Raw genomic sequence first — 11,960 nt, 5'->3', positions numbered from 1 at the left:
ATATCTGCCCATAGCTCAGCTGGATAGAGCAACGGCCTTCTAAGCCGTAGGTCGCAGGTTCGACTCCTGCTGGGCAGGCCAAATTTCTTCGAGCAATCTTTACTCCCACCTGCTTTGCAAGATCATTAATAGTTGATTCCATGATTGTGGACCTGTCACAGGATTGCGCCCAACATGAACACCTTTATCAGGATTGACGCCGTTAGGAACGTCAGCACGTAGTTTTACATTACCAACGGGGTTGTCAAAATCATGGTAACTGTCTGGATATAAATAAAACTTAGAGCCTGTATGGTTAGCCAGCTCTATACAGGGTATGGGAGGCGTCCAATCATCAAGTTCTGCCAGCATCATCACTAGCGGTACTTGAGGTCGGTATTGTTCTTTTAGCGCATCGGAGCATCCTGGATAAAAGGCTACAGCAACATTAGGCTGCGTCCTTCTATTAATCACATTATCACGATTTGCGTCGGTACTTCTAAGGACAGCGCTACCGCCATGAGACCAGCCAAGTAGGGCAATTTTTGACTGGTCAACCCAACTTTGCTCAGAGAGCCAGCTCAATACTCCATCCACATCATCTGCTCTATGGGATTGTTTAATCCTTCTTGAGTTAAATTTTTGTGAGCATAAGCTGATCTCATCTCTGGTGGTAAAGCTATCTGGAAAAATAATCGAAAAACCATGATCGGTAATGAACTTAGCCATACCAGCATGCCGGGCATTTAGTTTTTCCTGATGATTATTTGCCGTTGAGTAGAGACCTCCGCATCCATGCAGGGCAATAACAACCGGGCGGGGTTTATGTTGTTGAGCTTGATTGGGGTGAAAAATGACGGTCTTAATTGATGTACCGTCAGCGCTGGTGACAAATTTCACCTCATGAACCTGGGCAAAAGTGACTATAGGCAATTCCAGTAAAAATAAGATCAATAGATTGAGGGATTTCAAGATAATTGCCTAATTGATGATTATTTTCGGCCCCATTGCAATTGCTCGGCTTTTAGAGTTCAAACCCTAAGGTTCCCGATATTTATTTGATTATGGGGGATTTTGGAATGATCTACAAAGATGCTGTTATTCTAAGAATTACCCTAAATGGCTCTATAAAGCTATTAAATTTGCTATAAATGCAGGTATAGGTATTTTTTTACTGAACAGAAGAAGTCAAATTACAGGAGAAACGGATGATGAGCAAATCTTTATTTAAAGCAGGTTTGATTGCTGGAGTGCTAGTCAGTGCTTTCCATGCACACGCTGCAAGTCCAACATTAGACAAAATGAAGTCTTCAGGCGCAGTCACTATGGGTGTACGTGAATCGTCCATTCCGATGTCTTACACCACTGGGGATAGTCGTTTTGATGGCTATCACGTCGAAATCTGCCGCATGATATTAGGTGACATCAAAGATAAACTTGGTATGAATACCTTGCGTATCAATTACCAGCCTGTGACATCGCAAAACCGTGTGCCATTAGTGCAAAACGGCACGGTTGATATTGAGTGCGGTACTACAACTAATAATGCAAACCGTGCAAAAGATGTTGGCTTTGCTAATACCCTGTATGTGGAAGAGGTTCGCATTGCCGTGAAGGCAAATTCTGGTATTAAATCTATTGCAGATTTGGCTGGTAAAAAAGTTGCTACAACCACCGGTACAACATCAGTGCAATTGCTCCGCAAGCATGAAAGAGCTAATGGGGTGAACTTTGATGAGGTATTTGGTAAAGACCATGCTGACAGCTTCTTGTTGCTTGAGTCTGGCCGTGCGGATGCTTTCGTCATGGATGGTTCCATCTTGGCTGGCAACATCGCTAACTCCAAGAATCCAAAAGATTACAAGATTGTTGGTGAGGTATTGAGTACAGAGCCGATTGCGATCATGGTTCGCAAAGATGATCCTGAATTTAAAGCGGCAGTGAATGCAGCGATTGCAAAAATTGTTGCCAACGGCAAGATGCCAGGCCTATGGAACAAGTGGTTCTTGTCACCAATTCCACCAAAGAATATTGTGGTTGGACTTGAATTGTCCCCAGCAACGAAAAATGCTTGGGCTAATTTAAATGACAAGCCGGCTGAAGACTACAACAAGAAGTAATGATCATCGTTAGTGAACAACCAATTTATTTAATATCACTTCGATTGGATTTATGGATTTAGGAATTTTTTGCAAAGGTACGCTTGATCAAGAGGTAGTCGATCATTGTTTCGCCTCTTTATTTACCCTTGGAAAAAATCCTGATCCAACTTATCTAGATTGGTTGCTCAAAGCTTGGGGTTGGACCTTGGCTGTCGCTGGCCTAGGTCTACTCATTGCACTGTTTTTAGGTGCAGTGATGGGAACCCTTCGCACCCTGCCTCCAGATAGCGCTTGGAATCGATTCTTAGTTCGCTTTTCTACTGTTTGGGTAGAGCTTTTCAGGAATATTCCGATATTGGTACAAGTTTTCCTTTGGTACCACGTCATTCCAGCCTTTATTCCACTGCTAAAAGGGTTTCCCTCCTATTTACTTGTCAGTATTGCGTTGGGTTTCTTTACTTCTGCGCGTATTGCAGAGCAGGTGAGGGCGGGTATTCAATCCTTGCCATCTGGTCAGAAAGCTGCAGCTACTGCATTAGGTTTGACAACATACCAGAGCTACCGCTACGTCATTTTGCCAATGGCATTACGCATCGTCATTCCACCTCTCACATCAGAGAGTATGAATTTAATCAAAAACTCTTCCGTTGCATTTGCTGTCTCTGTTCCAGAATTGACCTTGTTTGCAATGCAAGCTCAGGAAGAGACTTCTCGTGGCGTTGAAATTTATCTCGCAGTGACAATCCTCTATGCCTTATCAGCTTTTGCAGTCAATCGTGTGATGGCGCATATTGAAAAGCGCACTCGGATACCAGGCTTTATTGTTGCCAACACAGAGGCTGCGGCGCATTAATATGAAGTATTTCATCTACTTTCTTTTCTGCAAGGCGAACAAATGCTGAGCCTTGACCTGAGTTTTTATAACTGGGAGCTGTTTACCAACTACATCATGAAGGGGATGTTATTTAGCATCCAACTCACGGTGATAGCAACCGTTGGCGGAATCATCTTGGGTACTTTTTTGGCTTTGATGCGACTATCTGGAAAGCCTAGCCTCGTTTATCCGGCCACTATTTATGTCAATACCATGCGCTCCATTCCCTTGGTCATGGTGATTCTTTGGTTCTTCTTATTGATTCCGATGTTGATTGGTAAGCCAATTGGGGCAGACCTGTCTGCAACCATTACTTTTATAGCGTTTGAGGGAGCGTTCTTCTCTGAAATCGTACGCGCCGGTATTCAATCTGTGCCTAAGGGGCAAGGTTATGCTGCCCAAGCGCTGGGGATGACCTATGGTCAAAATATGCGCTTCATTGTTCTTCCGCAGGCCTTTAGAAACATGATTCCGGTCTTTATGACGCAGACCATTATTTTGTTTCAAGACACGTCATTGGTATATGCCATCGGAGCATATGATCTGTTGAAGGGATTTGAAATTGCTGGCAAAAACTACGGCAGACCCATTGAAACGTATTTATTGGCTGCGTTTACTTACTTCATTATTTGTTTCTCACTTTCCAAAATTGTGAGAAAGGTGCAATCTAAAGTTGCAATTATTCGCTAAATTCATTTTTATTTTTTTAACAGACCTTACTCATCATGATTGAACTTCAAAACGTTTCAAAATGGTATGGCGACTTTCAGGTATTAACTGATTGCAGCACCTCTATCAAAAAGGGTGAAGTGGTGGTCATTTGCGGTCCTTCAGGTTCTGGTAAATCAACACTCATTAAGACAATTAATGCACTAGAGCCATTCCAAGCAGGTGAAATTACCGTTGATGGTGTGCGCTTACATGATCCAAAAACAAATTTGCCAAAGCTGAGGGCTAGGGTGGGAATGGTGTTTCAACATTTTGAACTATTTCCTCACTTGAGTATTACTGAAAATCTTACGCTTGCACAAATTCGTGTTCTTGGTCGCTCGGCGGAAGAGGCTAAGCAACATGGCCTCAAATATTTAGAGCGAGTCGGTTTAATCGCGCAAAAGGACAAGTTCCCCGGTCAACTCTCTGGAGGCCAACAACAACGTGTAGCGATTGCACGTGCATTGAGCATGGACCCGATTGTGATGCTATTTGATGAACCTACTTCAGCACTGGACCCAGAAATGGTTGGTGAGGTTTTGGAAGTCATGGTGAAGTTGGCCAATGAAGGCATGACGATGTGCTGCGTTACTCATGAGATGGGCTTTGCCCGCATGGTGAGCAATCGCGTCATTTTTATGGACCAAGGAAGAATTTTGGAAGACTGCAGTAAGGATGAATTTTTCGGAAATCCCGAAGCCCGCTCTCATCGCGCCAAAGATTTCCTATCAAAGATTCTCGCTCACTAATTTAATGGTAAATGGCTATTTGCTTTCCTGGTTTTGAGCAAAAACACGTTGTAGTTTCCTCTATTGACGGGCCGATTGAAATTGCTTGTTTAGTTGGCGGATCAGGTCCAGCTTTACTCTTACTCCATGGGTTTCCGCAAACGAAAGCCATTTGGCATCAAGTTGCACCAGCGCTTGCTAAACATTTCACTGTAGTTGCCTCTGACTTACGGGGCTATGGGCAATCCTCTAAACCGGCTGGTGCACAAGATCATTCCACGTATTCAAAGCGCTTCATGGCGGCAGATCAAGTGGCGCTGATGAAGCATTTAGGGCACCATCAGTTTTTCTTATTGGGACACGATCGTGGCGGTAGGGTCTCGCATCGATTAGCAATGGATCACCCGGAATGCGTTAAAAAACTCATGGTTTTGGATATCTCTCCAACACTCACTATGTATGAAAGCACGACCATGGAGTTTGCTCGAGGTTATTGGCACTGGTTTTTTCTTATTCAGCCCAATCCAGTGCCTGAAACTCTGATTGGCGCTAATCCAGAATTCTGGTTAAAAAATCATATGGGTCGCCATGCCGGAACGGGTATTTTTTCGCCAGAACGATGGGCTGAATATGTAGCGGGTGTTGCTGACCCCCTGGGACTTCGTGCGATGTGTGAGGATTATCGCGCTGCAGCAACAGTTGATTTGCTGCACGATCGCCAGGATCGGCAAGAGGGCAAAACCCTCAATATTCCGTTGCATGTTCTATGGGGCCAGCATGGGCTAGTAAATCAATGTTTTAAGCCCTTAGAGGATTGGAAGCTAGTAGCGGGCCAAGTTACTGGAAAAGCAGTTCCCTGCGGACACTACATTCCTGAGGAACTACCAGAATTGGTAGCCCAAGAATCAAGAACTTTTTTTGCATAGCCCTCTGTGAGGGAATGCCAATAATAAAATCTAATTAAATCAATTACTTAAGATAAAATCTTAAGTGAAATTCTATTTTATTCCGGATGGAAGTTGTTGCTGGCCATAAAGCTGATAGTGCGCTCAAAGCCAAGAATTCGGATGTAGCGCCAAGCGATGTCTCGATATTTGCTGTCAAGATAGCCAATAGCAACTTCTGGCGTTCTTTTAGACAGATCAATTTGTTGAATTGCACGGGCCCAACGTTTTAGTCTTGTTGACATATTTGTCACCTCCATGACCTTTCAACGCACTGCTATTGGCACAAGATGACAAGAAAATCGAATTTTTTGATGAAAAAGGGGCAATTGGTCTAAATAGAGACAACCTTATTGGGGTTGAGGATATTTTGCGGATCTAGAGCCCTCTTTAACGCCTTCATTAAATCGTGGGCTACATCACCCTTATGACCCCTCAAATCGGCTAATTTGAGCTGCCCAACCCCATGTTCAGCAGAAATTGACCCATGAAAACGTTCAACTTGGCCATAAATAAGCTCATGAATCGCTTTTTCATTATTCGTATTGAAGGTTTTTTGATCTACCCCTTCAGGGGGAGCAATGTTGTAATGCAAATTGCCGTCCCCAAGATGGCCAAAATTGATAATGCGAACCCCAGGAAATTTGTTCCTCATCAGTCCATCTGTTTCGCAAATAAACTCGTCAAGAGAGGATAAGGGAATGGTGATGTCATGTTTCAGGTTGGCGCCTTCTTCAGCCTGAGCAAGGGTAATGTGCTCGCGCATATGCCAAAAGGTATTTGCTTGAGCCAGACTATTGGCGATCACCGCGTCAGCAATGATTCCTGCCGTAAAGGCTTCTTCGAGTATGGTTTCAAGCAATTGCCTTACATGAGCTTCACTCTCGTGATCAGAGAGTTCCACTAGGATCGTAAATGGGGGCTCACCATTTAAAGGGTTTTTGAACTGAGGAAAATGCTTTTCATTCAGTGCAAGTGATTCATGGGTCATCATCTCAAAACCGGTAAGTAGCGAACTTGCTCGTTTTTGGAACAGATTTAGTAAGGCAATCGTGTGAGCAATGCTTTCAGTAGCAACTAAGGTTGTCCATTGCGAAATAGGGAGAGGGTACAACTTCATTACAGCACTGGTAATGATGCCTAGAGTGCCTTCTGAGCCGACAAAGAGATCACGTAAGTCGTAGCCAGTATTGTCTTTACGAAGACCTTTTAAGCCATTCCATATTTCGCCTTTTGCAGTGACTACTTCTAGTCCAAGACAGAGGTCTCTAGCATTGCCATAACGAAGTACATTGGTGCCTCCAGCATTGGTGGCTAAGTTTCCACCGATCATGCAGCTCCCCTCGGCCCCCAAACTCAAAGGAAATAAAAAGCCACGCTCTGCGGCGGCCTCTTGAATGTTTTGCAATATACAACCCGCTTGAACAGTAATGGTTTGGTTGGCAATATCAACAGCAAGAATCTGATTCATGCGCTTTAAATTGAGAACGATTTGTTTCCCGCTATTGTCTGGGGTTGCCCCACCGCAAAAACCGGTATGCCCACCTTGAGGGACAATTGCAATATGATGTTCTGCGCAAAGTTTTACGATTGCAGCTACCTCATTAGAACAGCCTGGAAGGACAACAGCTAAGGCCTTGCCGCTAAAGCGTTTTCGCCAGTCAGTAGAATAGGGTGCCATGTCTTGGTCATCCGTCAGAATATATTTCTGATCGAGAATGTGACTGAGCTGATGAAAAAAGGTTTGCATTACTTCTGGGCATCCAATTTTTGTTTTGCTAATGACTTGGCCGCCTTTTTGATCGGCTTTAAATACATCAGAAGACATACAAAACCGATGGTGGCCAAAGTTGTTTCTAATAGAGCCATCCAAAAATTAGCACCTGTTTCTAAAATACGCACCAAACCCTCGGTAACGTATAGCAATATCAGCATTGAGGCCCACTGCATGGTGTACACCTTGCCCTTCCATATTCCCGGAATAGCAAATAGTAATGGAATACCTTTCAAGATGAGCCACGATCCGCCTGGACGAAGTGGAGAAATAAACCATTCCCACGCTATGCACAGAATAAATAAATCAATAAAAGCGGCGGTCGCTAGCAGCTGATACGGATTTTTTTCAAGGATTTTTTGGTACATGGTGGCAAACGAGCGCTTATGGTTAGAGGAGTTTGAGGGCTACTTGTGCCAAGCGTCTTCCTTGCGCCCTAGCAAGTCTTTGCTCCTCAGGGCTGATAGGACCTCGACCATCTGCATGTGCAAAATGGGAGGCGCCATAAGGAGTGCCGCCTGTAGACGTCGACATTAAATCTGACTCGCTATAGGGCAAACCTAAAATCATCATTCCATGATGAAGCAGGGGAACCATCATTGTTAATAAAGTACTTTCCTGGCCGCCATGCAAACTACCTGTACTGGTAAAAACACATGCGGGTTTGCCAATTAATGCGCCACCCAGCCACTCCGAAGTGCTGCCATCCCAAAAATATTTCATGGGGGCGGCCATATTCCCAAAACGGGTAGGGGATCCCAAAGCCAAACCGATACATTCCTGCAGATCAGAATATTCAACATAAGGGGAGCCATCAGCAGGTATCGAGGGTTCGGTAGATTCACATACGGTTGAAACAGCTGGCACAGTTCTAAGGCGCGCATGAGCGCCAGGGATGCTCTCTATACCTTCGGCAATGAGGCGGGCTAAATCCCTGGTAGCCCCATATCGGGAATAGTACAAAACTAAAATATCGTGCTGGTTCATATTCTTCTCTTATATGATACGGCGATGCGCCTTTTTCGTAATCCTCAATTATGGCTCTCTCTAGCAAAAGAGTTGTGGGAGGAGAACCGCGACCTCAAGCTCAATCAAATTGCTGCTAGTTTGGCCTTTACAACCGTGTTGTCCTTGGTTCCCATGATTACGATCGCTACCATTTTGATTGGTTACCTACCTAGGGTCATTCAAGTCAAAAATGCTTTTAAGAGTTGGCTGCTTGATACCTATATGCCTGGCGGCATTAATCAACAAGTTTTTATGTATTTGGATCAATTTTCCATCCAAGCACGGGGTTTAACGCTTTTGGGTTTGGCTGGTTTATTTGTTACGGCAGTGATGACATTAGCTGTGATTGAAGGGGCTTTTAATCAAATCTTTAAGGTTCAAAAAGATCGACCCTTATTTAAAAAAGTGTTGATCTATGCTTCGGCAACCATTCTGGGTCCTATATTGTTAGGCGTTGGAATCTATCTTAGCGGTATGCTATTTAGCGCCTCTGAAGGTTGGACTGAGGCAATCTCTTTTGGTTTCAGTGTAATAGCTACGATTGCACCAATTATCCTGGCGGTAGTTGTCTATACCGTGGTATATAAAATTTTGCCTTACACCATAATTTTATGGAGCGATGCATTCTCTGGAGCATTATTTGCCGCTCTAAGTTTTGAAGGTATGAAATTTGGATTTGCCATATTTTTGACCCATACAGCCTTTTATAAAACGGTATATGGAGCCTTTGCAATATTTCCTTTGGCTTTACTGTGGATCTACTTAACCTGGTGGATTACCTTGGCTGGGGCAGTCCTTGTAGCCAACTTACCGAGCATTCGCTCAGGTGTCATTAGGGTTATTCGTTACTAATAACGATTTTTTTACCCTTGATTCCATTGATGCTTAAGGCTATATTGAAGGCATCAATTCCTTGATTTTGGAGATCAAATGAAAGTTCGTGACATTCTGCGTGTAAAAGGGAGTACCTTATTTACCGTTGCCCCAGATACCGCACTGCAAACTGCTGTTCTCGTCATGAGCGAACATGACATTGGTTCATTAGTGGTGATGGAGTATGACAAGCTTGTTGGCATTCTGACATTTAGAGAGGTGATTTCAGCGCTCGCTAAACATCATGGCAAATTAGATGGCCTTAATGTGCGTTCAGTCATGAATCAAAAGCCGCTCACATGTAATATGGAAACAGAAATTGATGAAGTGCGTCGCATGATGTTGGTTGATCATGCTCGTTACTTACCGGTAATGGATCAAAAAATGTTGATGGGTGTGATCTCTTTTTATGACGTTGCAAAATCAGTGGTAGAGGCTCAAGATTTTGAGAACACCATGCTCAAGGCCTACATTCGCGACTGGCCAGAAGACGCTGAAAAAAGCACGAATTAAGCTTTTCTAGCGATAGATTGCTGACAAATGACATAATGTCGATATGTCAGGAAATACTTTAGGCCTTCTTTTTACTGTTACCACTTTTGGTGAATCACATGGTCCCGCTATTGGAGCCGTGGTAGATGGGTGTCCTCCAGGCCTCCTGTTGAATGAGTCTGATCTTCAATTCGACCTAGATCGACGCAAGCCTGGTACATCGCGTCATGTTACCCAACGTAAGGAAGATGACAAGGTTGAAATTCTTTCCGGTATTTTTGAAGGAAAAACGACCGGCGCTCCAATTTGCCTTCTCATTCGCAATATCGATCAACGTAGCCAAGACTACGGAGATATATTGCAAACATTCAGACCTGGTCACGCCGACTACGCGTATCACTACAAATATGGCTTGCGTGATCCAAGAGGAGGCGGTCGCTCTTCTGCTAGATTGACGGCGCCTGTTGTTGCGGCGGCTGCTATTGCAAAAAAGTGGTTGCGTGAAAAGTATGGAACTCAATTTTATGGATTCATGAGTCAACTAGGCGAGATTCAAATTCCATTTGTAGATGCAGCCCAGATTGAGCAAAATCCATTTTTTGCTGCCAATGCGCAAATTATTCCGCAGCTAGAGAGTTATATGGATGAGTTGCGCAAAGCAGGGGACTCTTGTGGCGCAAGAATAGAGGTGCGAGCTAAAAATGTTCCAATTGGTTTAGGCGAACCTCTCTTTGACAAACTGGATGCTGATATTGCCCATGCCATGATGGGCATCAATGCCGTAAAGGGCGTAGAGATAGGCGCGGGTTTTCAATCGGTCTCTCAGCGTGGCAGTGAGCATGGCGATGAGTTGTATCCAGATGGGTTTGCTTCCAATAACGCTGGCGGCACTCTCGGAGGCATTAGTACGGGTCAAGACTTATGTGTTTCGATTGCGATTAAGCCAACTTCTAGCATCATGAGTCCCAAACACTCGATAGACCTCAATGGCAATCCTATTGAGGTGCAAACCAAGGGGCGTCACGATCCCTGTGTAGGCATACGGGCCACCCCAATAGCGGAGGCCATGCTGGCTTTAGTTTTAATGGACCATGCATTACGTCATCGCGCGCAATGCGCTGATGTCTCGTTAGCGCATCCCCCCATCCCAGCCGCTCGGCCAATTTCCAAGGGGTAATACCCCTTTTTTATTAATGACGCCAGTGCTTCGATGGGCCTTTGGGGCCTTTTTCTTTTTATATTTTGCATACGTAGGGTTAGTTTCACCTTATGCCAGCCTTTTTTTCTTAGATCGCGGATTTAGTGCCATTGAAATAGCAGTACTTATGTCAATGCTCCAAATTACGCGTATCGTCGGCCCCTTTAGTTGGGGCTGGCTTTCTGACTATCTATCTAACCGTATAGGAATCATTAGGGTTTGCGCATGTCTTGCTGCTGGCGTCTTTGTCCTGATTTTCTTTTTACAGAGTTACATAAGCTTCTTTATCTGGATGTTTGTTTTGCACACCATTTTGAGTAGCCAAATGCCATTGGGTGAGACCGCCACAATTCATGCCCTGTACAAAGATAACTCATTTGATAAGCGTTATGGACGCTTGCGTCTTTGGGGTTCTGTCGGCTTTATCACTATGGTGCTCATTGCCGGCGAGCTTTTCCAGCGCAAGGGGATTGAGTTGTATCCCTATGTGGGTGTGATAGTGTTGTGTGCATTGGCATTGATCACTTTTTGCTTGCATGAGCCAAAAATGGAGCGACGCAAAATGGTGAAAGGCGAGCTCATTACTGTTTTATTGAATCCAGATGTACGTTGGTTCTTGTTATCCGGATTTTTCATGATTTTTGCGCACGCCTCTTTATATGTTTTTTATTCTTTATACCTAGCAAATCTTGGTTACGATAAATTTGAAATCGGTTTATTTTGGGCTTTGGGCGTCGCTGCTGAAGTCCTCTTTTTTTATTACCAAAACAAACTTTTAAGTCGCTTAGATGCGGAGGTAATATTGCAAGGTGCCTTTGGTATTGGCGTCATTCGATTCATATTGATTGCTTTTGCGCCAGTAACCTCCGCACTCATCTTGGCTCAAGTACTGCATGCGGCTACTTTTGCAGCTCATCATAGTGCTGCTACCAAATTGCTGCAGCGTTGGTTTACTGGACCGCTACAAGCTCGGGGGCAAGCGATTATGGCTACTGTATCGTATGGCTTAGGAGGGACAATAGGGGGATTGTGTGCTGGCTGGATATGGGATTTATCTCAGCCAAGAGATGTTTTTGTGATGTCAGCTTTAGCCTGTGGTTTAGCGGGAATGGCGATCCAAAAGATGCGTCCTCGTCGCTATCCCACAAGAAAAAGTTGATATGAAACAGCTATTTACTGAATTTTTGCTTTAGCCCGTATTTTTTGCATCATTTCAGAAAATTTGGCCTTTTGCCAGTTTTGATCAGAGGCAATCATCCTGTCTCTTATACACATCT

General features: G+C 44.2%; 14 protein-coding genes and 1 tRNA gene. 10 read left to right on the top strand and 5 right to left on the bottom strand.

Going from position 1 to position 11,960, the window contains the following annotated elements:
- Positions 1 to 4 precede the first annotated feature (4 nt).
- Positions 5 to 81: transfer RNA gene (locus KIH43_RS07450), tRNA-Arg, on the top strand.
- 18 nt (positions 82 to 99) lie between these two features.
- On the opposite strand, the gene KIH43_RS07445 is transcribed toward KIH43_RS07450, so the two are convergent.
- Positions 100 to 951 (bottom strand): dienelactone hydrolase family protein, encoded by an 852-nt coding sequence (locus KIH43_RS07445; protein ID WP_297719351.1) that lies wholly within the window; start codon positions 949 to 951, stop codon positions 100 to 102.
- Between the two features lie 239 nt (positions 952 to 1,190).
- On the opposite strand from KIH43_RS07445, the gene KIH43_RS07440 reads away from it, so the two are divergent.
- The 5 genes from KIH43_RS07440 to KIH43_RS07420 are packed head-to-tail and all read left to right on the top strand — an operon-like array spanning position 1,191 to position 5,320.
- Complete coding sequence (locus KIH43_RS07440; protein ID WP_296970615.1) at positions 1,191 to 2,099, top strand: amino acid ABC transporter substrate-binding protein; 909 nt, start codon at positions 1,191 to 1,193, stop codon at positions 2,097 to 2,099.
- Between the two features lie 52 nt (positions 2,100 to 2,151).
- Positions 2,152 to 2,934: an amino acid ABC transporter permease gene (locus KIH43_RS07435; protein WP_297719348.1), complete on the top strand. Its 783-nt coding sequence runs from the start codon at positions 2,152 to 2,154 to the stop codon at positions 2,932 to 2,934.
- A gap of 42 nt (positions 2,935 to 2,976) precedes the next feature.
- Positions 2,977 to 3,645 (top strand): amino acid ABC transporter permease, encoded by a 669-nt coding sequence (locus KIH43_RS07430; RefSeq protein ID WP_297719345.1) that lies wholly within the window; start codon positions 2,977 to 2,979, stop codon positions 3,643 to 3,645.
- 35 nt (positions 3,646 to 3,680) lie between these two features.
- Positions 3,681 to 4,415 (top strand): amino acid ABC transporter ATP-binding protein, encoded by a 735-nt coding sequence (locus KIH43_RS07425; protein WP_296967636.1) that lies wholly within the window; start codon positions 3,681 to 3,683, stop codon positions 4,413 to 4,415.
- Between the two features lie 11 nt (positions 4,416 to 4,426).
- Positions 4,427 to 5,320 (top strand): alpha/beta hydrolase, encoded by an 894-nt coding sequence (locus tag KIH43_RS07420; protein ID WP_297719342.1) that lies wholly within the window; start codon positions 4,427 to 4,429, stop codon positions 5,318 to 5,320.
- A 77-nt stretch (positions 5,321 to 5,397) separates the two neighbouring features.
- On the opposite strand, the gene KIH43_RS07415 is transcribed toward KIH43_RS07420, so the two are convergent.
- From KIH43_RS07415 to wrbA, 4 genes are all read right to left on the bottom strand, one after another.
- Complete coding sequence (locus KIH43_RS07415) at positions 5,398 to 5,583, bottom strand: hypothetical protein (RefSeq protein WP_015420997.1); 186 nt, start codon at positions 5,581 to 5,583, stop codon at positions 5,398 to 5,400.
- An 89-nt stretch (positions 5,584 to 5,672) separates the two neighbouring features.
- Positions 5,673 to 7,088 (bottom strand): FAD-binding oxidoreductase, encoded by a 1,416-nt coding sequence (locus tag KIH43_RS07410; protein ID WP_297719354.1) that lies wholly within the window; start codon positions 7,086 to 7,088, stop codon positions 5,673 to 5,675.
- Positions 7,088 to 7,480 (bottom strand): DUF2069 domain-containing protein, encoded by a 393-nt coding sequence (locus tag KIH43_RS07405; protein WP_297719338.1) that lies wholly within the window; start codon positions 7,478 to 7,480, stop codon positions 7,088 to 7,090. Before KIH43_RS07405 ends, KIH43_RS07410 begins: the two co-directional genes overlap by 1 nt.
- Positions 7,481 to 7,502: 22 nt before the next feature.
- Entirely contained in the window at positions 7,503 to 8,099 is a 597-nt protein-coding gene (wrbA, locus tag KIH43_RS07400) for an NAD(P)H:quinone oxidoreductase (RefSeq protein ID WP_296967625.1), read from the bottom strand.
- A gap of 24 nt (positions 8,100 to 8,123) precedes the next feature.
- Here wrbA and KIH43_RS07395 point away from each other — a divergent pair, with 24 nt between their 5' ends.
- From KIH43_RS07395 to KIH43_RS07380, 4 genes are all read left to right on the top strand, one after another.
- Complete coding sequence (locus KIH43_RS07395; protein WP_296967624.1) at positions 8,124 to 8,972, top strand: YhjD/YihY/BrkB family envelope integrity protein; 849 nt, start codon at positions 8,124 to 8,126, stop codon at positions 8,970 to 8,972.
- Between the two features lie 78 nt (positions 8,973 to 9,050).
- A complete protein-coding gene (locus tag KIH43_RS07390; RefSeq protein WP_296967622.1) occupies positions 9,051 to 9,506 on the top strand; it encodes a CBS domain-containing protein in 456 nt (151 codons plus the stop codon).
- 43 nt (positions 9,507 to 9,549) lie between these two features.
- Entirely contained in the window at positions 9,550 to 10,662 is a 1,113-nt protein-coding gene (aroC, locus tag KIH43_RS07385; protein WP_297719333.1) for a chorismate synthase, read from the top strand.
- A 16-nt stretch (positions 10,663 to 10,678) separates the two neighbouring features.
- Positions 10,679 to 11,842: an MFS transporter gene (locus KIH43_RS07380; RefSeq protein WP_297719330.1), complete on the top strand. Its 1,164-nt coding sequence runs from the start codon at positions 10,679 to 10,681 to the stop codon at positions 11,840 to 11,842.
- Positions 11,843 to 11,960 lie beyond the last annotated feature (118 nt).

This window comes from Polynucleobacter sp. (assembly GCF_018500155.2).
GTDB lineage: Bacteria > Pseudomonadota > Gammaproteobacteria > Burkholderiales > Burkholderiaceae > Polynucleobacter.
This window is presented reverse-complemented; position numbering and strand designations above follow the sequence as displayed.

Bases quoted from the DNA above. Each gene is read 5' to 3' on its own strand.
- KIH43_RS07425 (WP_296967636.1), top strand. From the start codon at position 3,681: ATGATTGAACTTCAAAACGTTTCAAAATGGTATGGCGACTTTCAGGTA.
- KIH43_RS07405 (WP_297719338.1), bottom strand. From the start codon at position 7,480: ATGTACCAAAAAATCCTTGAAAAAAATCCGTATCAGCTGCTAGCGACC.
- wrbA (WP_296967625.1), bottom strand. From the start codon at position 8,099: ATGAACCAGCACGATATTTTAGTTTTGTACTATTCCCGATATGGGGCT.
- KIH43_RS07390 (WP_296967622.1), top strand. From the start codon at position 9,051: ATGAAAGTTCGTGACATTCTGCGTGTAAAAGGGAGTACCTTATTTACC.
- KIH43_RS07440 (WP_296970615.1), top strand. From the start codon at position 1,191: ATGAGCAAATCTTTATTTAAAGCAGGTTTGATTGCTGGAGTGCTAGTC.
- KIH43_RS07415 (WP_015420997.1), bottom strand. From the start codon at position 5,583: ATGTCAACAAGACTAAAACGTTGGGCCCGTGCAATTCAACAAATTGAT.
- KIH43_RS07410 (WP_297719354.1), bottom strand. From the start codon at position 7,088: ATGCAAACCTTTTTTCATCAGCTCAGTCACATTCTCGATCAGAAATAT.
- KIH43_RS07395 (WP_296967624.1), top strand. From the start codon at position 8,124: ATGCGCCTTTTTCGTAATCCTCAATTATGGCTCTCTCTAGCAAAAGAG.
- KIH43_RS07435 (WP_297719348.1), top strand. From the start codon at position 2,152: ATGGATTTAGGAATTTTTTGCAAAGGTACGCTTGATCAAGAGGTAGTC.
- KIH43_RS07430 (WP_297719345.1), top strand. From the start codon at position 2,977: ATGCTGAGCCTTGACCTGAGTTTTTATAACTGGGAGCTGTTTACCAAC.
- aroC (WP_297719333.1), top strand. From the start codon at position 9,550: ATGTCAGGAAATACTTTAGGCCTTCTTTTTACTGTTACCACTTTTGGT.
- KIH43_RS07380 (WP_297719330.1), top strand. From the start codon at position 10,679: ATGACGCCAGTGCTTCGATGGGCCTTTGGGGCCTTTTTCTTTTTATAT.
- KIH43_RS07420 (WP_297719342.1), top strand. From the start codon at position 4,427: ATGGCTATTTGCTTTCCTGGTTTTGAGCAAAAACACGTTGTAGTTTCC.